This is a genomic window from Streptomyces yongxingensis (assembly GCF_055597465.1).
On sequence record NZ_CM145717.1, the window covers coordinates 33,012 to 52,361 of the forward strand.

Annotated in this window: 22 protein-coding genes and 3 pseudogenes; 13 read left to right on the forward strand and 12 right to left on the reverse strand. The window is 66.3% G+C overall.

Annotation, left to right across the window (positions count from 1 at the left end; genetic code table 11):
- Positions 1-110 precede the first annotated feature (110 nt).
- From ACZ6TD_RS00160 to ACZ6TD_RS00175, 4 genes and pseudogenes are all read right to left on the reverse strand, one after another.
- On the reverse strand, positions 111-824 hold the full coding sequence (locus ACZ6TD_RS00160) for a hypothetical protein (protein WP_471348730.1): 714 nt from the start codon (positions 822-824) through the stop codon (positions 111-113).
- A 226-nt stretch (positions 825-1,050) separates the two neighbouring features.
- Positions 1,051-1,620: pseudogene (locus tag ACZ6TD_RS00165) on the reverse strand (DnaB-like helicase C-terminal domain-containing protein); the annotation flags it as partial.
- Positions 1,621-1,861: 241 nt separating this feature from the next.
- Positions 1,862-2,158, reverse strand: coding sequence for a hypothetical protein (locus ACZ6TD_RS00170; protein WP_471348732.1), 297 nt, complete (start codon positions 2,156-2,158; stop codon positions 1,862-1,864).
- A 146-nt stretch (positions 2,159-2,304) separates the two neighbouring features.
- On the reverse strand, positions 2,305-2,574 hold the full coding sequence (locus tag ACZ6TD_RS00175; protein WP_471348736.1) for a hypothetical protein: 270 nt from the start codon (positions 2,572-2,574) through the stop codon (positions 2,305-2,307).
- Between the two features lie 42 nt (positions 2,575-2,616).
- On the opposite strand from ACZ6TD_RS00175, the gene ACZ6TD_RS00180 reads away from it, so the two are divergent.
- Entirely contained in the window at positions 2,617-3,516 is a 900-nt protein-coding gene (locus ACZ6TD_RS00180; protein WP_471348737.1) for a phosphorylase family protein, read from the forward strand.
- A 262-nt stretch (positions 3,517-3,778) separates the two neighbouring features.
- Here ACZ6TD_RS00180 and ACZ6TD_RS00185 read toward each other — a convergent pair whose 3' ends face one another.
- Positions 3,779-4,387 carry a DUF6000 family protein gene (locus ACZ6TD_RS00185; protein ID WP_471348742.1) on the reverse strand — a complete coding sequence of 203 codons (609 nt, stop codon included), beginning with the start codon at positions 4,385-4,387 and terminating at the stop codon, positions 3,779-3,781.
- 224 nt (positions 4,388-4,611) lie between these two features.
- Complete coding sequence (locus ACZ6TD_RS00190; RefSeq protein WP_471348744.1) at positions 4,612-5,796, reverse strand: IS701 family transposase; 1,185 nt, start codon at positions 5,794-5,796, stop codon at positions 4,612-4,614.
- 158 nt (positions 5,797-5,954) lie between these two features.
- On the opposite strand from ACZ6TD_RS00190, the gene ACZ6TD_RS00195 reads away from it, so the two are divergent.
- A complete protein-coding gene (locus ACZ6TD_RS00195) occupies positions 5,955-6,176 on the forward strand; it encodes a hypothetical protein (protein WP_471348747.1) in 222 nt (73 codons plus the stop codon).
- A 16-nt stretch (positions 6,177-6,192) separates the two neighbouring features.
- Here ACZ6TD_RS00195 and ACZ6TD_RS00200 read toward each other — a convergent pair.
- The 3 genes and pseudogenes from ACZ6TD_RS00200 to ACZ6TD_RS00210 all read right to left on the reverse strand — a co-directional run bounded on the left by ACZ6TD_RS00200 (position 6,193) and on the right by ACZ6TD_RS00210 (position 8,515).
- Positions 6,193-7,124, reverse strand: a pseudogene (locus ACZ6TD_RS00200) (IS5 family transposase).
- A 221-nt stretch (positions 7,125-7,345) separates the two neighbouring features.
- Positions 7,346-7,765, reverse strand: coding sequence for a hypothetical protein (locus ACZ6TD_RS00205; protein WP_471348750.1), 420 nt, complete (start codon positions 7,763-7,765; stop codon positions 7,346-7,348).
- A gap of 90 nt (positions 7,766-7,855) precedes the next feature.
- Entirely contained in the window at positions 7,856-8,515 is a 660-nt protein-coding gene (locus ACZ6TD_RS00210) for a TetR/AcrR family transcriptional regulator (RefSeq protein WP_471348754.1), read from the reverse strand.
- 327 nt (positions 8,516-8,842) lie between these two features.
- On the opposite strand from ACZ6TD_RS00210, the pseudogene ACZ6TD_RS00215 reads away from it, so the two are divergent.
- The 10 genes and pseudogenes from ACZ6TD_RS00215 to ACZ6TD_RS00260 all read left to right on the forward strand — a co-directional run.
- Positions 8,843-8,932: pseudogene (locus ACZ6TD_RS00215) on the forward strand (carboxymuconolactone decarboxylase family protein); the annotation flags it as partial.
- Positions 8,933-8,969: 37 nt separating this feature from the next.
- Positions 8,970-9,242, forward strand: a complete 273-nt coding sequence (locus tag ACZ6TD_RS00220; protein WP_471358887.1) for a carboxymuconolactone decarboxylase family protein — start codon at positions 8,970-8,972, stop codon at positions 9,240-9,242.
- An 80-nt stretch (positions 9,243-9,322) separates the two neighbouring features.
- Complete coding sequence (locus ACZ6TD_RS00225; protein ID WP_471358718.1) at positions 9,323-10,147, forward strand: isocitrate lyase/PEP mutase family protein; 825 nt, start codon at positions 9,323-9,325, stop codon at positions 10,145-10,147.
- A gap of 56 nt (positions 10,148-10,203) precedes the next feature.
- The gene (locus ACZ6TD_RS00230; protein ID WP_471348757.1) at positions 10,204-10,560 is read left to right on the forward strand and encodes a nitroreductase family protein; all 357 of its coding nucleotides are present in this window, start codon (positions 10,204-10,206) and stop codon (positions 10,558-10,560) included.
- The gene (locus ACZ6TD_RS00235; protein ID WP_471348760.1) at positions 10,557-10,850 is read left to right on the forward strand and encodes a nitroreductase family protein; all 294 of its coding nucleotides are present in this window, start codon (positions 10,557-10,559) and stop codon (positions 10,848-10,850) included. The genes ACZ6TD_RS00230 and ACZ6TD_RS00235 overlap by 4 nt, the downstream gene beginning before the upstream one ends.
- Positions 10,851-10,902: 52 nt before the next feature.
- Positions 10,903-11,820: an NADP-dependent oxidoreductase gene (locus ACZ6TD_RS00240; protein WP_471348763.1), complete on the forward strand. Its 918-nt coding sequence runs from the start codon at positions 10,903-10,905 to the stop codon at positions 11,818-11,820.
- 131 nt (positions 11,821-11,951) lie between these two features.
- Entirely contained in the window at positions 11,952-12,335 is a 384-nt protein-coding gene (locus ACZ6TD_RS00245) for an MmcQ/YjbR family DNA-binding protein (RefSeq protein WP_471348766.1), read from the forward strand.
- Positions 12,336-12,389: 54 nt separating this feature from the next.
- Complete coding sequence (locus tag ACZ6TD_RS00250) at positions 12,390-13,277, forward strand: SDR family oxidoreductase (protein ID WP_471348769.1); 888 nt, start codon at positions 12,390-12,392, stop codon at positions 13,275-13,277.
- Between the two features lie 900 nt (positions 13,278-14,177).
- The gene (locus ACZ6TD_RS00255) at positions 14,178-14,459 is read left to right on the forward strand and encodes a SpoIIE family protein phosphatase (RefSeq protein WP_471348772.1); all 282 of its coding nucleotides are present in this window, start codon (positions 14,178-14,180) and stop codon (positions 14,457-14,459) included.
- Positions 14,456-14,875 (forward strand): PP2C family protein-serine/threonine phosphatase, encoded by a 420-nt coding sequence (locus ACZ6TD_RS00260; RefSeq protein WP_471348775.1) that lies wholly within the window; start codon positions 14,456-14,458, stop codon positions 14,873-14,875. Before ACZ6TD_RS00255 ends, ACZ6TD_RS00260 begins: the two co-directional genes overlap by 4 nt.
- 165 nt (positions 14,876-15,040) lie before the next feature.
- Here ACZ6TD_RS00260 and ACZ6TD_RS00265 read toward each other — a convergent pair whose 3' ends face one another.
- The 3 genes from ACZ6TD_RS00265 to ACZ6TD_RS00275 form a co-directional block, all read right to left on the reverse strand.
- Positions 15,041-15,424, reverse strand: coding sequence for a nuclear transport factor 2 family protein (locus ACZ6TD_RS00265; RefSeq protein ID WP_471348778.1), 384 nt, complete (start codon positions 15,422-15,424; stop codon positions 15,041-15,043).
- Positions 15,425-15,624: 200 nt separating this feature from the next.
- Positions 15,625-15,840, reverse strand: a complete 216-nt coding sequence (locus ACZ6TD_RS00270; protein WP_471348780.1) for a DUF417 family protein — start codon at positions 15,838-15,840, stop codon at positions 15,625-15,627.
- A gap of 1,965 nt (positions 15,841-17,805) precedes the next feature.
- Positions 17,806-18,399, reverse strand: a complete 594-nt coding sequence (locus tag ACZ6TD_RS00275; protein ID WP_471348781.1) for a TetR/AcrR family transcriptional regulator — start codon at positions 18,397-18,399, stop codon at positions 17,806-17,808.
- 117 nt (positions 18,400-18,516) lie between these two features.
- Between ACZ6TD_RS00275 and ACZ6TD_RS00280 the strand changes: the two genes are divergently transcribed.
- Entirely contained in the window at positions 18,517-19,350 is an 834-nt protein-coding gene (locus ACZ6TD_RS00280) for an SDR family oxidoreductase (protein ID WP_471348784.1), read from the forward strand.

Sequence of the window (19,350 nt, forward strand, 5' to 3'; positions counted from 1 at the left end):
AGTGTTCGACCGTCTCATTCGGGGGCCACGGCACTTCTGTCTCATGACCTTGTCCCCGGCCTTGGCGCGCGGCTTGCCAGGTGATGACCTGCTATGGTCCCGGCAGCCGATCAATGGTTGCGATCATTGGCTCCGTCCTCGGTGGCGGTAGTCCTTCCGGAGGCGTCGATTGCCTGCGTTCCGGATATTCCTGGCCGTCTGCGGGCTGGGGCGGCACCCCCGATAACCGAGACATTCATGGTCCGTTCCAGCCGGTTCAGGAGCGTGGCCGAGAGTTCCCCACGGGCGGTATCGACGTCATCTAGCGCGCGTTTGAGGGCTTCGGCCTGTCTGGCCCTCAGCGGTGGAACGTTCTCTCTGAGCCCAGCAGTCCGGATCACGTCCAGGTGTACGAGTTCAGAGCGCATGAGTTCGGTCAGTCGGTTGAGCCAATTCATGACGCGGATTTCGCCATCGTCAGAGTCGCGAAAGGGAGTCCCGTAATTGGTCTGCTTGACCCAGATGCCATCGTGCAGGGCGTGGTCGAGGGCGGACTGTGCGGCGTTGCGGGCTGTGGTCACTGCTTCGTCGAAGGAGGCGCGGTCTACGGGCAGGCCCAGTTCGAGTGCGGCGATGGTCTGCGCCAGGTGATTGCGCCAGAGGCGGGTAGTCGTTCGCATGGCGATGATGCGTGTGATCTCGGCTTCTCTACGCGCCCGCGTTTCGGCTTCGTGGACATCCTTGCGGGTGGCTTGTGCCACTCTCCAGGGGCCCCAGTACGCTGCGGCCGCGGTGATGAGGGCCCCACCGAGTGCCCCCAGTAATCCGTAGATCGCCTCCGACACAGCCTCGCTCCCCCTTCAAGGTAGTGCTACGGCGCGGTACCTCATGTCTACCCACCAGACAAAGGCCGCACTGTCCCCGGTTCAACGTCCGCAGCCAGCACTGCCACGAGGCCACGCGAGCGAACGATCAGGCAGAGGTTGTCTCACCGCACTGTCCTTTGGGCCGGACAGAGGCCACCGTCGATGAGAAAGGGACGCGCGAAATGCGAGCCTACAGTTCTACGGATCATGTCTGCGCCATGTCGACGAAGCGCCCGTAATGGGCTTGGAAGGCGACCGTGATCGTTGCAGTCGGCCCGTAGCGGTGCTTGGCCACGATCAGGTCCGCCTCGCCGGCGCGGGGCGAGTCCTTCTCGTAGGCGTCCTCGCGGTGGATGAGGATCACGACGTCAGCGTTGTCCTCGAGCGCTCCTGAGTCGCGGAGGTCGCTGATCAGGGGTTTCTTGTCGGTGCGCTGTTCTGGTCCGCGGTTGAGCACGGAGACGGCGACGACGGGGACCTCGAGTTCCATGGCCAGGAGCTTGAGGCATCGGGAGATCTCGGAGATCTCTTCGTAGCGGGAGGCGAAAGGCCGGGTGCCGTAGGTGAGCAGGTGCAGGGCGTCCACGACGATGAGCCGGAGGTCTCGCTGGCTGCACAGGCGCCGGCACTGGGCGCGGAGGTCGGTGAAGGTGGCGTAGGCGTCGTCTTGAATGTAGAAGGGGGCGGTGCTGACGTCCGGCATGCGCCGGGCAAGACGGGTCCAGTCTTCATCGCCCATCGTCCCGGCGCGCATGTGATGCAGTGCCACGCGTGCGGCTCACCTCCGCTCGCGCGGAGAGCACAACGGCAACATGCAATACCGCGTAGTGAATCTCGGCTCACCTCCGCTCGCGCGGAGAGCACCGCTGCTGAGCTTCCCCTCTCGCAGAGAGGGGCGGCTCGCCTCCGCTCGAGCGGAGGCGAGCCGGGCCGATGCCCATCCGCCGAAGTGGGTGGCAAGTCCTCTACGCGCATGCGGAGGTGAGCTGGCGGTCTGGAGGAATCAGGCGCACCAGCTAAGCCTCGGTGGTCATGCGGTCATCGTCCCGGCTGTGTCGCCGTCGAGGGGCCTGGGTGGCGAGCTCGGGCAGCCGGGCCGTCCACGGCGCGGGCGCGGCTGTCTCCGTTCGGGCTGCGGTCTGCTCGCGCAACTGCTCCAGCCGCGTCGCCAGGAGGTACTGGGCTGTGCGTTGCCGGGCGGTGTCGGCGGCCTTCGTCGCGGCGGCCACCGCGTCCGCGCCGTTCGGGTTCGCGCGGAACCAGCGGCGGTTCCGTGCTGGCGGAGGTGGTGATGGGAACGCAGTCGCGATCACGTGGAGCTGGGGCGGGGCGCGGGAGAAGAACGTCGGCAGCGATCAAGAAGGGGGCGCGGGCCGTGGGGCGGATCGTCCGCTGCCCTGGTGCCGTCACTCACCAGGGCAGCGGGGCTGTGGGCCTTCGTGGCGCGGCTGTGAGCTGGTCAGCCGATGGGGTTGACGAAGGTGCAGGGGTGGGTGGCGCTGCGCTGGTCGACGAGGGTGCCGGTCTCCCAGGGCCACTCGATCTTGAGGGCCTTGGTCTCGTTGGGCGGGGTGATCTCGACCCAGGCCGGCTGGTAGAAGCCCTCTTGCTCCTTGGTGAAGGCGAGGTTGAGGGTGAACTCGGTGCTCTGGCCGGCCGCCACCTCCACGGGGCTCCACTTCTGCGAGGAGCGGACCAGGGACCAGCGTTGTCCATAGGGTGTGGGCAAGGGCAGTCCTAGGGGGGATCCGTGGGTGGCAATGGGGGTGCGGTGCGGGCCGATGTGGTGGTCCTGACTGCGCTGGAGGTCGAGTACCGGGCGGTGCGGGCCCATCTGGAGGGTCCACGTTCGGTCCGGGCGGAGCGGGGTGCGCTGTTCGGGCTGGGGGTGTTCCGTGAGGGGTCCGGGGAGTGGACGGTCGCCATTCATATGACGGGGCCGGGGAATCCGGGTGCCGGGGTCTCGGTGGAGCGGGCGGCGGCGCTCTTCGCGCCCCGGGCGGTGTTGTTCGTGGGGGTGGCGGGCGGCCGTAAGGATGTCGCGCTGGGCGACGTGTGGGATCCATACCGTTTGGTGGATGCCTCGGGCTCGGTCGTGGAGCCGGCGAGCGAGTACTTCAAGGATCTGCTGGCGTCCGGGAAGTCGACAGCGACGATCCGTTCGTACGGCCATGATCTGTTGCGGTGGCGGCGTTTCCTGGCCGCGGTGGACGTGCCGTGGGACCGCGCCACGCGGACCGAGGCCCGGGACTTCGCCCGTTGGCTGCAGCTCGTACCCAAGCCGCGCCGCGTCGGAAGGCGCCGAGTGAAAACATCGGGCAACCCCATCACCGGGAAACCGGCGCCCGCGGCGAAGTACGAGGCATCGACTCGGGCTCACTGCGAGACGGTGCTACGCCGCTTCTACGACTTCCACCTGGAGTCGTTCACTGGCCCGTTGATCAACCCGTTTCCCCTGGCACGTGGGCACGGGGGCCGCAGCAATGCACACCACAACCCCATGGAGCCGTTCCGCAACGAACGCTCCGGCCGCTACCGGCCCACGGTTGCCGAGCGGATCCCCCGCAGCATCCCTTACGACCAGTTCAACGAGATCTTCGCGCCTGTTCCAGCAAGGCGGTGGCGGCTGCTTGCATCCACGAACACGCCTGCGTCCGCTGTTCCATGCTGAGGCCCGATCCGACCCAATGACCCCGACTCGTCGAGATCATCGACAACCTCAACGCACGCATCGCGGAAGCCGAACGCGAGGGCTGGCTCGGCGAAGTCGAAGGACTCCAGGTCAGCCTCGTCGGCGCGGAAGCCAAACTCGCCCAGATCGACCAGCGAACTACCGTCTCCCTCGGCATGCCCGACCTCAGCCGCATCACCGGACGCACCCTCACGAGCAATAGACGAGCAGATCCGTGATGTCAGAACTCACTCGAAGGCGATCACGGGTCCCAGAGGTCACACCAAGTATCGATCGCTCTTCTGGACGCATCAGCCCACGCGTCTGCTATTCCACGGGTATGCGGCAGCGCATCGACCCACCGTTCCCAAAGACCGCCCCGAACAACGAACCGCTCGGCATGGCCCGTGCCCAACTGGGAGTCCAGTCGCAGCAGAGCCCCCAGGGCGGGACCCTGGTCATACCGGCACTCCAAGCGAGGAAGATACCGCTCCAAGTAAGACACCAAGATCTCCGCGTCGGCCTGAACACCGAACCGGGCAAGCGCAAAGCAGTAGCCCTGACCTGCATACGTCAGCTCGCTGGCCAGCAGCAGTTCTCCGATGTGCTCCCGCCACTCAAGCCGTCGAGCCACCCCAACGAGCCATGCAGCGGTCAGCCGGGAACGCCATTCGTATCCGAGCAGAGCACCGATCTCCTCTGGACTCACGTGAAGAGCATCCGCTCGCAAGGCGGCAATGAACGCAGCCCGCTCCGCTTCTCCAAGGCGGAGAAAACCACCGCCCAGAAGTTTCAGATATCGCCGCTCATTGGAGACATAGCGGGCCACAACGTGTCCTTGGCCAACGTCTTGCGGATGCTGCACGCTCATCGCCGCATCATGGCTCATCCCTCGGAAGGCCGCCACAAGAGACGCCCCAGAGCCTCCGGCTTAGTACTGCAACGGTGTTTGCGGTGACTGCTGACCAGCTCAGGGGCTGTGTCCGCGTCGTTTGTAGTGACTGACATGGGCCTGGTGCTGGCGTCGGCGGCGCCATGTCGACCAGTGCAGGATGTGGTCGACCGGGGTGGGTCGGCGGTTTGTGAGTCGGGTGATCAGGCGTCGGATCTCGGCGAGGCTGAGGTGGATGAGCTGGGAGGATCCGTTTCTGCTTTCCCGGCATCCAGCTCGCGGGCGCGCAGGATGGTAAGGCAGGCGTGGGCGGCCATGGCCAGGGTCATGTGGCGGTGCCAGCCGGGGTAGCGGCGGACTTGATAGTCGTCCAGGCCGCATTCCTGCTTGGCGGTCTGGAAGCATTCCTCCACGGCCCATCGGCTGCCCGTGATGCGGATCAGCTCATCCAGGGTGGTCCCGGCCGGGCAGTAGGCGATGTAGTAGGAGATCTCCTCGGGCCTGCTGACGCTGCGGCGGGCGATGACCCAGTGCCGGCGGTCCTCGCGGTGCCAGGGCCGGACCTCGACCCGGGCCCAGTCATAGATCCGCCGGCCGTGAGCTCCTTCACCGCAGGAGCGGCGTTTCCACTTCTGCCGTGGGAGGCCGGGGAACAGGTCATGGACGGGGTGGTCGATGGCCCAGCGGGTGACGACGGTGTCGTGCCGGGTGGTGGCCATGACATGGAAGACATCGGCCCGCTCCAGCTCGGAACGCCAGCCCTTGCTGAAGCCGTAGGCGGCATCTGCCGTCACCCATCCGAACGGGATCTTGTCCCTGATCGCTCGTCTGATCATCTCCTTGGCCATGGCCACCTTGGTCTCGAAGGCGACGCTGTCGTCGATGCCGGCCCGCCGGCACCTTTCCCGGTCGTCTGTCCATGACGTGGGCAGATACAAGCGGCGGTCGATCAGCGTGCGTCCGCGGTCGGTGGCGTAGGCGAGGAACACACCGATCTGGCTGTTCTCGGTGCGTCCGGCAGTGCCGGAGTACTGCCTTTGCACGCCGGCCGAGCGGATGCCCTTCTTGAGGAAGCCGGTGTCATCGACGATCAGAACGGCATCCCGGTCTCCGAGGTGCTCGACGACGTAGTCACGCACGTCGCCCAGGACCTCATCGGCATCCCACTCGATCCGGTTCAGCAAACGGTGGATGCGGTCGGGCCCCGCGTGTCCGGCTTCTTCAGCGAGTGTCCAGCCGTTCTTCCGCTCCAGCGGAGCGATGAGTCCCCGCATATAGGCCAGCGCCGACTGACGCGGCTCCTCCCGGTTGAACCGGTGCACGAACCGCTCGTGCACCGCACTTAGTTCCCCGGCCCACAACCTGACATCAGCAAGGTCCCCACCCATAACCAGAGCAACGACCGACCTGGTCAGCAGTCACGGCAAACACCGTTGCAGTATTAGGACTTGTCCGGTCGATCACGGTCTCGACTGTTCCGGGACCTGAGTTACCCGGTCCAGAAATTGGCTGCTGACCAGGTGCTGGCAGGTCTTACGATCAGTCCGTGATTGATACTCCAGCGCATTGGACCGTGCGTCATTTCTCGCAGGCCAACCCGGCTGGCCCTGGCTGCGACAGCGTTCCGGCCCTCTTGCGACGGCTGGCAGACGCCATCGAGGCGTTGGGCCCGGCGGAGATCCAGCACGTGGTGATCGAGTCAGAGACGACCGAGCACGGCCCGTGGCGGTCGGGCACCGTCTACTTTCACCTGCCGGAAGACGAATGAGGACTGATCCTGACGCTCACGAGCGGAGCCAGATCACCAGTGCCGCGGCGGTGGCGGTGCCGAGGTAGACATAGCGTCGCTTGTCGTAGCGAGTGGCCACGGCCCGGTGCTGCTTCAGTCGATTGATGGCCCGTTCAACGGTGTTGCGCTTCTTGTACCGCTCTTCGTCGAAGCCCGGTGGCCGTCCGCCGCGTGAGCCTTTGCGTAGGCGGGCAGCCTGGCTGTCGGTCTTCTCCGGGATGGTGTGCCGGATTCCCCGTTGCCGCAGGTATTCACGGCAGGGTCGGTTGCTGTAGGCCTTGTCGGCGGCGAGGCTGTCGGGAGTTTTGCGGGGCCTGCCCGGCCCGGGTTTCGGGACTCGGATCTTCTCCAGAACCGGTTGGAACTGGGTGCAGTCCGCCCGCTGACCTGGTGTGACGATCAGGGACAGGGGGCGGCAGTGCCCGTCTGCACTCAGATGGAGCTTGGTGGTGAACCCGCCGCGCGAGCGGCCCAGGCCCTCACCTCCAGCACCACCTCCACCAGGCGGGCGACGAGGCTCTGCCACGGTGTTTCGCCCTGGTGTTCGTTCGGTTCGGCCCCTTTGGAGGCGGGGGCTGGTGGCGGATCCATGCGAGCGCCGGCTGCGTGCTGGTGCGCGCGAACGATGGTGGAATCGACCGCGACGTCCCAGTCGATCTCGCCCGAGGCATCCGCTGCAGCCTGGACCTGCTGGAGCAGCCGCTCCCACGTTCCATTGGCCGACCACAGCCTGTGGCGTTCGTAGACGGTCTTCCAGGGCCCGAACCGTTCGGGCAGGTCACGCCACTGCACGCCGGTCCGCACCCGGTACAGAATCCCGTCGATCACCTGCCGATGGTCCCGCCACCTGCCACAACGCCCGTTGCTGACCGGCAGGAACGGCCGCAGCCGTTCCCACTCGGCATCCGTCAGGCCTCCCCGCTCCATGTCCGCATCAACGAACAACCTGACAAGTAGTCACCTGATCCGCCGGACAGCTCCTAGTTCAGAGAAAGCGAGGCTCTGATCACGTGGGCGGCGATCACTGTGATGACCCGACGGCTCACCCGCAGGCGGAGCCGTCGCGCGAAGCCAGCCGTGACGGGAACCGCTGGTTCGGGCCCACCAGGTCCGCCCGGACCACCACCTCCCGCGGCTGATCTCCATGATCACTGCCGCAGACCAGCCTCAGCCGCCCGGCGGAAGACGTCCCCGCACGTGGGTGACAATATTGGCGCACGTTCGGCGAGGACGAGCAGCGCATGGCGCAGTTCCGTGCTCAGCTGGGTAAGTCGGCGGCTGTACTGCCCGCCCTTGTAGATGTGCAGGCGGAAGACATTGACGGCATGTCCATCACGGTCGTCGGCGAAGGTGTTCGGGAGCCCGGCGAGCAGTTCGTAATCGTGCTTGCCCGTCGCCGCCTCGGCCACAGCCTTGAGAGACAGATCATCCAGCTCTGTGGCGGATAATGAAGTGTCGATCGCGACAGCATGGGCCGCCAGGGCCGCGAAGGTCTCGATCAGCCGCTCTCCTGCTGCCGTGTCGATGCCCCAGCCTGCAGGTTCTCGTGGCGACGAGCCTGCCGCCATGGCTCCTGGTCCACCAGCGGCAGCAGGTTCACGGGGGCCTCGTCGGCTGGGTCCAGGCGCTGGAGCATACGGCCCCGCATGCGCCGTGCGTCACGCTCCCCGAGCTTTGAGTACGTCGGCGTCGGGAGACGTGGCGAAGGTCTGCAGGTGGTCGATGGCTGCCTGCAACGCGTCTTTCAGCGGAGTGATGTCCCGCGCGACCTGGGCGAGGAGCATGCCGCCCTGGAAGGCGGCAAGGAGCAGATTGGCCAGTTGCGTGGGATCTGCCTCAGCGCTGATGCGGCCGAGTTGCTGCATGCGCTCGATTCCCTCGCGGAAGATCCCTCTCCACTGATCGAACGCTCTGGCGAGCTCGTCGTGCACGTCGAGGTCCGTCTTGATGATCTCGCTCGCCAGGGAGCCGAGGGTGCAGCCTTCCTGGTAGGCGCGCTCGTAGCCGATGTAGAAATCCGCCCACGCCCGGAGCGCGTCGAGAGTTTCGAAGCCGGCGAATCGCTCGTCGCGGTGGAAGGTGAGGACGCGTTCGGCCTGCCAGGCGATCACGGCTAGGACGAGACTCTCCTTGCTCGGGAAGTAGTGGTTGAGCTGCGATCCGCTGACGTCGGCGGCACGACGGAGCTGCTCGTTGTTCGTCGCGTGGACTCCGTTTGTGTAGATCAGTTCCGCGGCGTGCTCCAGGATGCGGGCCCGCGTGGCCTGCCCCTTTGACGTGAGCTTGTGAGGCGCCGGAGCTGCCGTAGTGGTGGTCATGTCGAAATAGTAGCCCGGATTGGGCTTGGCGGCCCAGAACCGGGCGTATTGACTCTGAGAAGTGGGCCGGACAGCCCAGAAATGCCAAGGTTCGCAGTCCGAACAGGGCCTGGACTTCTGAAGCAGTAAGAACCGGCCTGGGCTCGACGCTGACTGTTCACACATTCACCCGGAGGTTGATTCGCAATGTCACGCCTGAGTGTTCCCTCGCCCGACGACGTCACCGACGGTGCGAAGGGCGTCCTCGACACCATCGGCGCGCAGTTCGGCTTCGTTCCGAACATGTTCGGCACTCTGGCGTCGAACCCGGCCGTCCTCGACATCGTCATGACGCTGCAGGGCAGCTTGAGCCAGGTTCTGGACGCGAAGACGCGGCGCACCACCGCGCTCGCCGTCTCGCAGGCCAACGGCTGCGACTACTGCCTGGCAATGCACACCATCCAAGCTCGGCGGCATGTCGAGCGACGACATCGACCTGGCCCGGGCCGGGAACTCGGTCGATCCCAAGCGCGCCGCGGTCGCTCGTTTCGCTCAGCAGGTGGTGGAGAGCCGCGGTCAGGTGAGCGACGCCGACCTCGCGGCTGTGCGAGGCGCCGGGTACAGCGACCCGCAGATCCTGGCGATCGTCACGGTGGCGGTGCAGGTCCTGCTGACCAACTTCATCAACAACGTCAACCAGACCGACGTCGACATCCCCGCCGTCAGCTCGGCCGGTACGCCCGGCTGATCGCCGGGACCCCGTCGAGGCCGCGCTCACGGCCGGCACACCCCTCACCGCACCACAACGATCATTCAGGAAGGTTCGCCATGCCGAGCTCCGAACTCTATGAGACGTTCATGGCACTGCACACCCGCGACGGCGGCCTCGTCATGCCGAACGCCTGGGACGGCCTCTCGGCGCTGCTGCTGGCCGATGCCGGTTTCGAGGCGATCGCTACGTCGTCGGCGGCACTCGCCGCCACACTCGGCCGGGCCGACGGGGGTCACGAAGTCATCCGTGCCGAGCACCTCGCGCATGCGCGGCTGCTCGGCCGGCTCACCGGGCTGCCCGTCAACGGAGACTTCGAGGACGGCTACGGCGACACCCCCGCAGACGTCGCGGCGACCGTGGAAGCCGCCGTCGAGGCCGGCCTGGCCGGTATCGGGATCGAAGACACCTCAGGCGATCCCGATCAACCGATTCGCGGCTTCGACGAGGCGGTCAACCGCATACGCGCCGCCGTCGAGGCGGCCAAGGGGCGCATCGTCGTCACCGGCCGCACCGACAACTTCCTCCAGGGCCGGCCCGATCTCGACGACACCATCCGGCGTCTTACGGCCTTCGCCGAGGCCGGCGCGGATGTGCTCTACGCCCCCTACCCACCCGACCTCGACGCACTCGTCGCGATCGTCACCGCCGTTGCGCCGACACCGGTCAACGTCCTCATCTCGCCGGCGGACAAGGTGCTGACCGTCGCTGAACTGCAGCAGGCCGGGGTCAAGCGCATCAGCTTGGGTCCAGCGCTCTACACGCACGCCATGGAGGCACTCCAGCAGGCCACCAAGGCGCTCGTCGCCGGCGACCTCACCACCGCGACGACAGGAATCAGCTTCGAGCGCATCAACGACCTGCTCGCCCGCGGCGCGAACTAGCCCGAACCCGAACCACCGCTTCTCACCCGCTCATCACAAGAAGAAGGCAGATCGACATGAACCTCGGCCAGCTCATGAACAAGCACCTCACCAGGTACTTCGACCCCAGCAAGACCATTCCGGAGGAAACCCTTCAGCAACTGCTGAAGTTCCTGCGCTCCACGCCGTCATCGGTGAACGTCCAGCCGAACCACTTCTACGTTCTCGCCACGCCCGAAGGCAAGGAGCGGCTCGCCAACAACCTGGGCGAACGATTCCGGGACAACGCCGAGAAGATCCTCAACGCGTCGCACACCATCATCCTCACCACCCGGGCCGATCTGCCCGACACCCACCTGGAGGCGGCGTTCGCCAGGAGAGGGCCGACGGCCGGTTCCCTGGCCCGGCCAAGCAGGAGCTGTGGGAATCCATGACCCGGGACTTCCTCAGCCTGCGCACGTACGGCTACAAGGACCTGAACCACTGGATGGAGAAGCAGACCTACATGGCGATGGGCCTGACCATGATGGCGGCCGCCGAGCTCGGCGTCGAGGCCACGCCGCTGGAGGGGTTCGACCCGACCAGTGTCGACAAGGCCTTCAAGATCCGCGAGAGCGGACACACCACGACGGTGCTGCCGGCCCTCGGCTACCCCGACCCGGAGAGGGTGTACACCACCCCGATCTCCCGTTTCGACACCGACCAGCTGTTCACCTTCGTCTAAAAAACCCACTCGGAAACCAAACCCCCCACTCATACGAGGAAGAGGCATTTCGATGAAAGCCATTGTGGTCACCGACCCGGCCGCGGGAATGGCCGGAATGACGCTGACGGAGCGGCCCGAGCCGCTCGCAGCGATCAACGACGTCATCGTTCAGATCCATGCATCGGGCTTCGTCCCCACAGAGACGGAGTGGCCGTCGACCTGGGCCGATCGCGCCGGCCGTGGCAAGACACCGTCGATCCCCGGCCACGAGCTGGCCGGGGTGGTCACCGCCCTCGGCTACGGCACGACGGGGCTCTCGGTCGGTCAGCGGGTGTTCGGCCTCGCCGACTGGCACCGCGATGGCACCCTCGCCCAGTACGTGGCGATCGAAGCCCGCAACCTCGCACCCCTGCCCGGCGACGTTGACTTCACCGTAGGCGCGTCCCTGCCCATCTCAGGCCTGACCGCGTGGCAGGGGCTGTTTCAGCACGGCCGCCTTCAGACCGGCCAGACCGTCCTCGCCCACGGCGCGGCCGGGGCAGTCGGGACGATGGTCACCCAGCTCGCACGGGAAGCCGGCGCCTACGTGATCGGCACCGGACGCGCCGCCGACCGCGAGAAGGCACTCGACTTCGGCGCGCACGAGTTCGTCGACCTCGAGAACGACAGGCTGAAAGACGTCGGGAGTGTCGATCTGGTCTTCGATGTCATCGGTGGCGACGTTCAAAAGCAGTCCGCCGCCCTGATCAAGGCCGGAGGAACACTCGTGTCCGTCGTCGGCCCGGTCGAGGCACGGCCCACTGACGGCCTGGCCATCGACTTCGTCGTCGAAACCGACCGCGCCCAACTGGGTGAGGTCGTCCAGCGGGTGCGCGACGGACGGCTGCGGACCAACATCGGTGACGTCGCCAGCCTCGACGACGCCATCGGCGCCCTCAACCCGACCACGCGACGCCGCGGCAAGACGATCATCCGCGTCCTGCCGTAGACGGCCGTGTCGGAGATCAGGACCATGCCCTGCCCGTCGGTCAGTGGCCGTCCAGCGCCGGCCACCGACCGGCGCCACGGACCCGAAACGACACACGCCAGGCACTCGAACCGACCCAGGAGTTGATCACCTTGGACGGACAGGAACTGCAGAAGATCGCGCGCGATCACACCGCGGAACTGCCCGGCACCGACCAGGAGCATCGTTTCGACACCGACTGGGAGCTCCACAAGGTGGGCGGCAAGGTCTTCATGCTCATGACCGACATGCCGGGACGCCCCGTCGTGATCCTCAAAGCCGACCCGGACGACGCCACAGCCCTGCGTCAGAAGTACGCAGACATCACGCCCGGCTACCACATGGACAAAAGACACTGGATCACAATGGAAGGCGGAGACACCATCGACGACAAGCTGGTGAAGGAGCTCGTGACCGGCTCCTACCGTCTCGTGGTCGGCGGGCTTCCCAAGTCCAAGCAACCCGTGGATCCACACACCCACAACCGCCACGCCTGACCCTCACCATGCCCGCCCTGCGACGCAGCGTCGCAGCCCTCATCTGGAGCCCCCATGCGCGTGTTCGTCACCGGCGCCAGCGGCAGCATCGGCTCAGTTGTCGTTCCCGAGCTCATCGCCGCTGGTCACGAGGTCCTCGGCCTCGTCCGCTCCGATGCCGCGGCGACGGCCGTCACCGCCGCCGGCGGGACGCCGCACCGCGGCGACCTCACCGACCTCGACAGCCTCCGCACCGGTGCCGTACAGGCCGACGGCGTCATCAACCTGGCCTTCAGCAACGACTGGAACAACCTGGAAGCGGGCATCGACGAGGAAGCGCGCGCCGTGCAGACCCTCGCCGACGCACTCGCAGGCAGCGGCAAGCCGTTCGTGCATGCCGGCCTCACGCCGATGATGCCAGGCCACACCTCCACAGAGGACGACCCCGACACCACCGACGGTCCGGTCGGCGGCCGCGGCCGCACTTCCCAGACGGTGCTGACCCTGGCCGACCAGGGCATCCGCTCCTCTGTCGTGCGGCTGCCGCGCTCCGTGCACCAGCGCGGGTCGCAATACGGCTTCTGCTCAGTGCTCATCGCCGCCGCACAGAAAACCGGCGTGTCAGCGTACGTCGGCGACGGCACACAGCGATGGCCAGCAGTCAACCGGCTCGATGGCGCCACGCTGTTCCGCACCGCACTCGAGGACGCCGCGCCGGGCACGGTCCTGCACGCAGTAGCCGACGACGGCGACACCATGAAGACCCTGGCCGAGACAATCGGCGGCGTTCTCGCGATGCCGGTCGAGTCGGTGCCGCCTGAGCGCTTCGGCGTCATCGGCCACGTGTTCGCCCTCGACATGCCATCGTCCAGTGCACTGACCCGGGAACGGTTCGGCTGGCAGCCCACCCACCCCAGCCTCATCGACGACCTCGCGGCCGGCCACTACCCCACCCTGGGCTGAAATCCCCGGAATGGGCACCAGGACCGGACAGGGTGAATGACCACCGACCTTCCGCCTACACCGGACCTCCCTTTCCTCCGTCCGGGCACTCGGCGAAGGCGTTGACCGGAGCTTCCCCTCGATCACGGACACCCGGAGACTGAGATCTTGAGGTCCAGAGGAAGTAGCACCAGGCGGGAAGCAAGGGCTCGGTGCTTGCGCGTCGGGTCGGCGCTTGATCAGTGGTATCTCGCCTGCCAGGCTCCCTGAGAGTGGTCGGAATAGGCCTGTTATTCATCCGGTTAACGTCGCCAATAGATTGGCGATCCCGGATGCAGACAGCGACCCCAGCCCGCTGGAAGCCCGTGACAGCGAGCCGTTGCCAGCCTGGCTGGCAGAGCGGGGACTGCTGGTCGGACGGCTGACGCTGCTCGTGCACGACGGCAGCAGGCCGGCATCCCTAGCCACTGTGGAGCAAGAAATGAGCGTTGCGATCGCCGCGAAGGCGAACAGAACCCTTCAAACATGGTGGCGGGCAGCACCGCGTCTGCTCTGGGTGGTCGCCCCGCTGCTCCTGGTCATCTGCATCCCGGTGGCCGACGCGTTCCTTCCGCCGCACATCCACCTCGCCCACCTGTTGGTCGTCGCCACCGCCGTGACCGCCATCGGCACCGGTCCGCGACCCACCGCGCAAGTGGGGGCTCTCTCCGTAGTCGCACTGATCGCCGCTGGGGCGGAGCGGCGGGTCCTGAGCACCGAGAGCGTGCTGGTGGAACTCGTCTCCCTCACCGCGCTCTGCATCCTTCTGGTCGCCTTCACTCAGCTGCGGGACCGACACCAGCTGGAACTCGTCCGGCGCGGACCGTCTCCGACACGACCCAGCGCGTCGTCCTGCGCCCACTCCCGGAGCAGGCCGGAGCGGTGTCGCTCGCGGCGGAGCACCACAGCGCCGAGGCCGACACCTACATCGGCGGCGACCTCTACGCCGCAGCCCGTACCTCCGACTCCACTCGACTGATCATCGGAGATGTGCGCGGCCACGGACTTGCTTCAATCAGCGACACGGCGATCGTGCTAGGCGCCTTCCATGCCGCGGCCCACCGTCGGATCCCGCTGGCTGAACTGGTCGCCTACGTCGAGGACGCGGTCTCCATCTCGCAGAATTCTCGGCATCTGACGCCGACGCCGCGGAGCGCTTCGTGACCGCCGCGGTGCTCGACATCCCAGACGACGAACCGGTGGTCCACATGATCAGCTGCAGACATCCACCGCCCCTGCTCCTGCGCCGGGCGGCCGAGACCGTCACCGCCCTCCACGTGACCCAACCCGCTCCGCCGCTCGGCCTCGGCTCCATCTCCGACACCCCATACACAGCGGCCACCTTCCCCTTCCAGGAAGGGGACAGGATCCTGCTGTACACCGACGGTGTCACCAAGACACGCAACAGCGAGGGCACCTTCTACCCGCTCCCCGAACGCGTACGAAGGTGGACGGAACACACCCCCAGGCTGCTCCTGCGGGAGATCACCGCCGACGTCCGGGCGTACGCGGGCGGCCTGCTCAACGACGACATGGCCATGATGGTCGTACAGCGCGAGGAGGCATCGACGCCCGCCTGAGCGGCAGAAGCTCCGCGAAGATCACTCACGGGGCAGGGCCTGCGAACGACGCTACCAGCACACCAACAAGGCCAACCCGTCCGAGCGGAAGCAGGCGCGCACCGCTGCGCATCTCGGGGAGGTCTCCGATCTGCGCAACCACGGCAGCCTGGCGGGGGTGGTCGGTCAGGTGCCCGGAGCGATTGCACAGGCCGAGACACAGACCCAGGTGCCATTGCGCTTCTGGTACGTGTCCGTGTACAGAGCTTCCTGATCCACTCCATTGGCGAGCAGGGTGTAAGTGGCACGGCCGTGGATCAGAGCAACGTCACTGCTGAGGATGCGGATATTGACGTCGTGCACAGCGAGATCCTTGAAGGGCCGCGGCTTAGCGATGAATTCGAGGAACTCGGCACGGTTGCGGGTGAAGCCGGGAGTCTGCGAGATGAAGTCTTCGGCGAGAAACTCGCTGAAGCGCTTGACATCGTTGAACTGGTCGGAGTGGACGTAGTCATTGTTGAGCTGCTCGAGGATCTTCAGATCTTCGGCGGACTGCTTGGTGTCGCTCATTTTCTTGTTCCTTCCCTGTGTGGTTCGGCGCACCTTCAGGTGGGTGCCCTTTCGGCGCTGTGAACACGGTGGCGGCGTGCAAGGCTGTGGTCTGCCAATCAGGTGATGATCGATGCGATCGACGCGGCAATCGAGGCCACCAGGGAGATCACCGCAAAGATGAACGCCGGACGGATTGGTTCAGGCAGAGCCACGGACGGCTATCGTCGTCGGGTACTACTGAGCGACTCCGCAGCTGTGATGAGGGAAGCGCCCAGCAGCACCACGTCCTTAATCAGGAATTGGCCGGCCGGCGAGAGCTTCGGCTCTGGGCCCCGCTGGTGCCACGCCTCCGGAGTGGTGACCAGGAAACTGAGCGTGACGGCGAAATCCCGGCCGCAAGGATGCTGCCGGCTGCCGAGATTCTCGGGGCCCACCGTCCGGTGGAGATCATCGCGGCAATCGCGATCTCGGTGAGCCCGCCCTGGCCAGTCTCGTCTCCCCGAGCCTTCTCAATGGCAGCCTCATCAGGGGGCTCGAGACGACCACAGGCCGGATGTTCTCCACCTCGTAATCCCCGAACTTGAGGCGTCCGATGCCGGCGAGGTTCAGCGCGAGTCCGAACCGGCTCGTCGTAATCCCTCCAGAGCGCAACCTGCCGGTAGCGGTGTGCGCGGCCATGGCACTCTCCTGTCTTCGCACGATGGGTGCCCCGGTGCCCAACGGTGGGTGGCGTCTGCGATTCCCGGCGCAACCGCAGGCCGAGGCGGACTCTGCCCGACTATCGTGTGTGAACCCGTCTTAACCCGTGTCCCTCCAACTCGACTGAGCGGGAGGGACATTTCCCCTTTGCACTCTTCCATCATGTCAAGGGTAGGCGCCGGTGGCATCTCAGAGTAGGGATCGCCGGCTCCGCTGCAGAGTGGGCCGCGGTCCCCGCGATGGGCAGGACGTCGGCCGCACCATCCCAGCGCTGGCTTCGCCCGAGGCGCTGGTCGCGCCGCGCTGTGGTATCCAAACAAGACACGGTGGCGCCCAACTGCGTCGGAGGGTAGAGGGTAGCTTCGTAGCACGGTGGAAAATTTCGACTCTGTTCGCGCGTCGGCAATTGCTTGATGACCGAAAGGAGTTCGCCGGACGCGTTCGACGGGAGCGCTTGCCTACAACGATTGACTTAACCTCGCGCGAGGCAGGGGGAGGCACTGCCCCTGAGCGTCGACTTGTCGGCAGGGCTAGCAGAGACCCTGAAGCGGGCTCCGCCTTGGGCGACTTCCGGCACCAGGGCGGAAGTCGCTCAGCGGAGAACCGCTGCCATTCCCCCGTCTCATCGACGCGGCGGCTGTTCACCCTTGGTGCCCGCACCTTGACCGGGCCGCGGCCGTCGTTACAGCCTTGAGCGAGGATGTATGGCGCGGGCCACCAGACGCCCCTGTTCATCCCGCTAAGTTGTCCAACTCGGCTGGGTACTGGTCGGCTTCAGCCGCCGACGCGCCGCGGTAATCCTTCGGGGTCCTTCCGCACGATCTCGCTGATCAACCATCGATCGATCCATCGGGAAGGTCGACTCGCCGCACCCGCGACCGGATAGATCACGAAGTCGCAGTGGAGTACTAGCCAATTCAGGTCCTATGATGGGGTTGGAGGAGACTGGATAGGGAGGCCGAGGCGGATCTCACCGGGCAATAAAAGATGGGTCTGCCTGAGGCCGAAGGTAAAAAATTGCTCCTCCCGGGCGTTTACCTACGAAGGGACCCGCAGAGGTTGTAACCCGTTGTGGTTGCAGTGGGTTGGCTAGCGGGAGCAAGGTCCGACGGTACTTTGCTATCCAGTACATTCCGGGTCTTCGCAAATGCAATGACCCAGTGGGTGGCTTCACTTCACCGTACTCGCGTCTCTTGTGCATAACGGATTCCGACTCCAGGTGGGAAAGCAATGGGTATCGGAATACGCAAGCACAACAGGCTCTCTGCGCTTATCGCGGCTTTGGTGACCCTGCTCGTGGTATCCGTGACTTTGAGCTCCGGGGCATGGGGTGAGAGTCGCGATCGTGGCTTCCTAGCGGCGCAGTCGCCGTCCCCCACGCCTTACCCGCAATCTGAGCCACCCGCTGGTTTTCAGTCCAAGTATGCGGAAGTAAACGGCTTTCGCTGCGTGTAAGCAAGTCGGCTGGGACCAGGCCCCCCTCCTTGAGGGCTTGGAGACCATTCAGCCCCTGGCGTGAACCGGTTCGAGGGGACCGTCCGGGGTCGGCTCACCGGGTCACTGGCAAAGGGCCGGTATACCCGGTGTCGAGAGACTCGAATTCATGGACGCGCCGAGTGGGTGCACGGCATCGTCCCGGCGGTGTCGTGCACTCCCGGACGATGTCATCCGCTCCTGGGAGCTTCGGCACGTCGCCGGTGTCAGCCGGTTTGTAGACCGTCGAGAAGAACGGTCAGCACCAAGTGGTGACCGTGTGCAGGGTCAGGCTCGAGTCCCAGCACGCATCCCTGTACCGCTGGGGCGCCGGTCAGCCGCAGCACTTCCTGCCAGGCCAGATCCCGGCGAAGACGTCCCTGGTCCTGAGCGCGTTCGATGACCCTCCGGGTGAGACCGAGGAGCTCGTGGCGCTGCTGGGCGACAGCGGGCCCGCCGTGCTGGTCCAGGGAGCCGGACAGTCCCGCGTTCTGAGCGGTGCGCAGGGCCAGGCTGGTGAACAGCAACGAGAAGCCCTCCCAGGCGTCATCGCAGTCCAGAGCCTGGTGTGCGGTGTCGATCAGTTCGGTGAGGATGTCGCTCAGCACCGCCGCCATGAGCTGGTCGCGTTCGGGGTAGCGCCGGTAGACGGTGCCCACGCCGACGCCGGCCTCCCGAGCGATCTCGTGGTAGCTCACGTCCAGCCCGGTAGAGGCGACGGCACGACGCGCGGCCGCGAGAACCCGCGCGGCATTGCGCTGGGCGTCGGCGCGCACGGGCATCGCCGTCCCCTGGGTCGCCGCAGGCCGCTCCGTGTTCATCACCCCATCTTATCCATAAGTGGACAACCTCTGTCCGCTTCCTCTACTCTCGCGGAAACGGACAAGATCGGTCCGTTTGTTTGGCTCGTGCGAGAGGTGCGAAGCATGGGGTCCCGCGTGTGGCTGGTCACCGGCGCGTCCGGCGGGTTGGGCCAGGCCCTGGTCAGTGAGGTTCTGAGTTCAGGTGAGCGAGTGATCGCGGTCACGCGCGGCGACGGGCCGCTGCAACCGCTGACCGCCGCCTTTCCCGGGCGTCTGCGCACCGTGAGCGTGGACATCACCGACGCCGGTACGCTGCGTCCGGTACTGGATGACGCGATCACCGGGTTCGGCCGCCTCGACGTCGTCGTCAACAATGCCGGCTACGCGCTGGCGGGCCCCTTCGAGGAACTGGACGACATGGAGCTGCGCGCCCAGTTCGAAGTGAACTTCTTCGCCGCCGCCAATGTCCTGCGCGCCGCTCTGCCCTACCTGCGCGCGGCGAAAGCGGGCCGTGTGCTGCAGATCAGCTCGCTGGCAGGGCAGATCGGTGCCCCGGGGATGAGCGCCTACACGGCCAGCAAGCACGCCCTCGAAGGTCTGAGCGTCTCACTGGCCGCCGAGCTCACCCCGCTGGGCATCCGGACGACGATCGTGGAGCCCGGAGCAGCCCGCACCGACTTCCGCGCCAACTGGGCGAGTCGGCTGCCCGGCAGCGCCGCCCTCCCCGATTACCTCCCCGTGCACGAAGCGCTGGCGCGCTCCGCCGAGGCTGCGGCAAGGCAGGTCGGCGACCCCGCCCGTATGGCCCAGGCCCTCGTCGTCCTCGCCGATATGCCGAGCCCCCCGCTGCGCCTTCCTCTCGGCAGTGACGCCCTCGCCGGCATCGGGAACGCCCGCAGCGACCAACTCGAAGAGCTACGCCGATTCGCGACGCTGAGTGCTTCCACCGACCACACAAAGGCAATCTGA

Bases quoted from the DNA above. Each gene is read 5' to 3' on its own strand.
- ACZ6TD_RS00185 (WP_471348742.1), bottom strand. From the start codon at position 4,387: ATGAGCGTGCAGCATCCGCAAGACGTTGGCCAAGGACACGTTGTGGCC.
- ACZ6TD_RS00190 (WP_471348744.1), bottom strand. From the start codon at position 5,796: ATGGGTGGGGACCTTGCTGATGTCAGGTTGTGGGCCGGGGAACTAAGT.
- ACZ6TD_RS00205 (WP_471348750.1), bottom strand. From the start codon at position 7,765: ATGGCGGCAGGCTCGTCGCCACGAGAACCTGCAGGCTGGGGCATCGAC.
- ACZ6TD_RS00210 (WP_471348754.1), bottom strand. From the start codon at position 8,515: ATGACCACCACTACGGCAGCTCCGGCGCCTCACAAGCTCACGTCAAAG.
- ACZ6TD_RS00220 (WP_471358887.1), top strand. From the start codon at position 8,970: ATGTCGAGCGACGACATCGACCTGGCCCGGGCCGGGAACTCGGTCGAT.
- ACZ6TD_RS00225 (WP_471358718.1), top strand. From the start codon at position 9,323: ATGCCGAGCTCCGAACTCTATGAGACGTTCATGGCACTGCACACCCGC.
- ACZ6TD_RS00230 (WP_471348757.1), top strand. From the start codon at position 10,204: ATGAACCTCGGCCAGCTCATGAACAAGCACCTCACCAGGTACTTCGAC.
- ACZ6TD_RS00235 (WP_471348760.1), top strand. From the start codon at position 10,557: ATGACCCGGGACTTCCTCAGCCTGCGCACGTACGGCTACAAGGACCTG.
- ACZ6TD_RS00240 (WP_471348763.1), top strand. From the start codon at position 10,903: ATGAAAGCCATTGTGGTCACCGACCCGGCCGCGGGAATGGCCGGAATG.
- ACZ6TD_RS00250 (WP_471348769.1), top strand. From the start codon at position 12,390: ATGCGCGTGTTCGTCACCGGCGCCAGCGGCAGCATCGGCTCAGTTGTC.
- ACZ6TD_RS00265 (WP_471348778.1), bottom strand. From the start codon at position 15,424: ATGAGCGACACCAAGCAGTCCGCCGAAGATCTGAAGATCCTCGAGCAG.
- ACZ6TD_RS00275 (WP_471348781.1), bottom strand. From the start codon at position 18,399: ATGAACACGGAGCGGCCTGCGGCGACCCAGGGGACGGCGATGCCCGTG.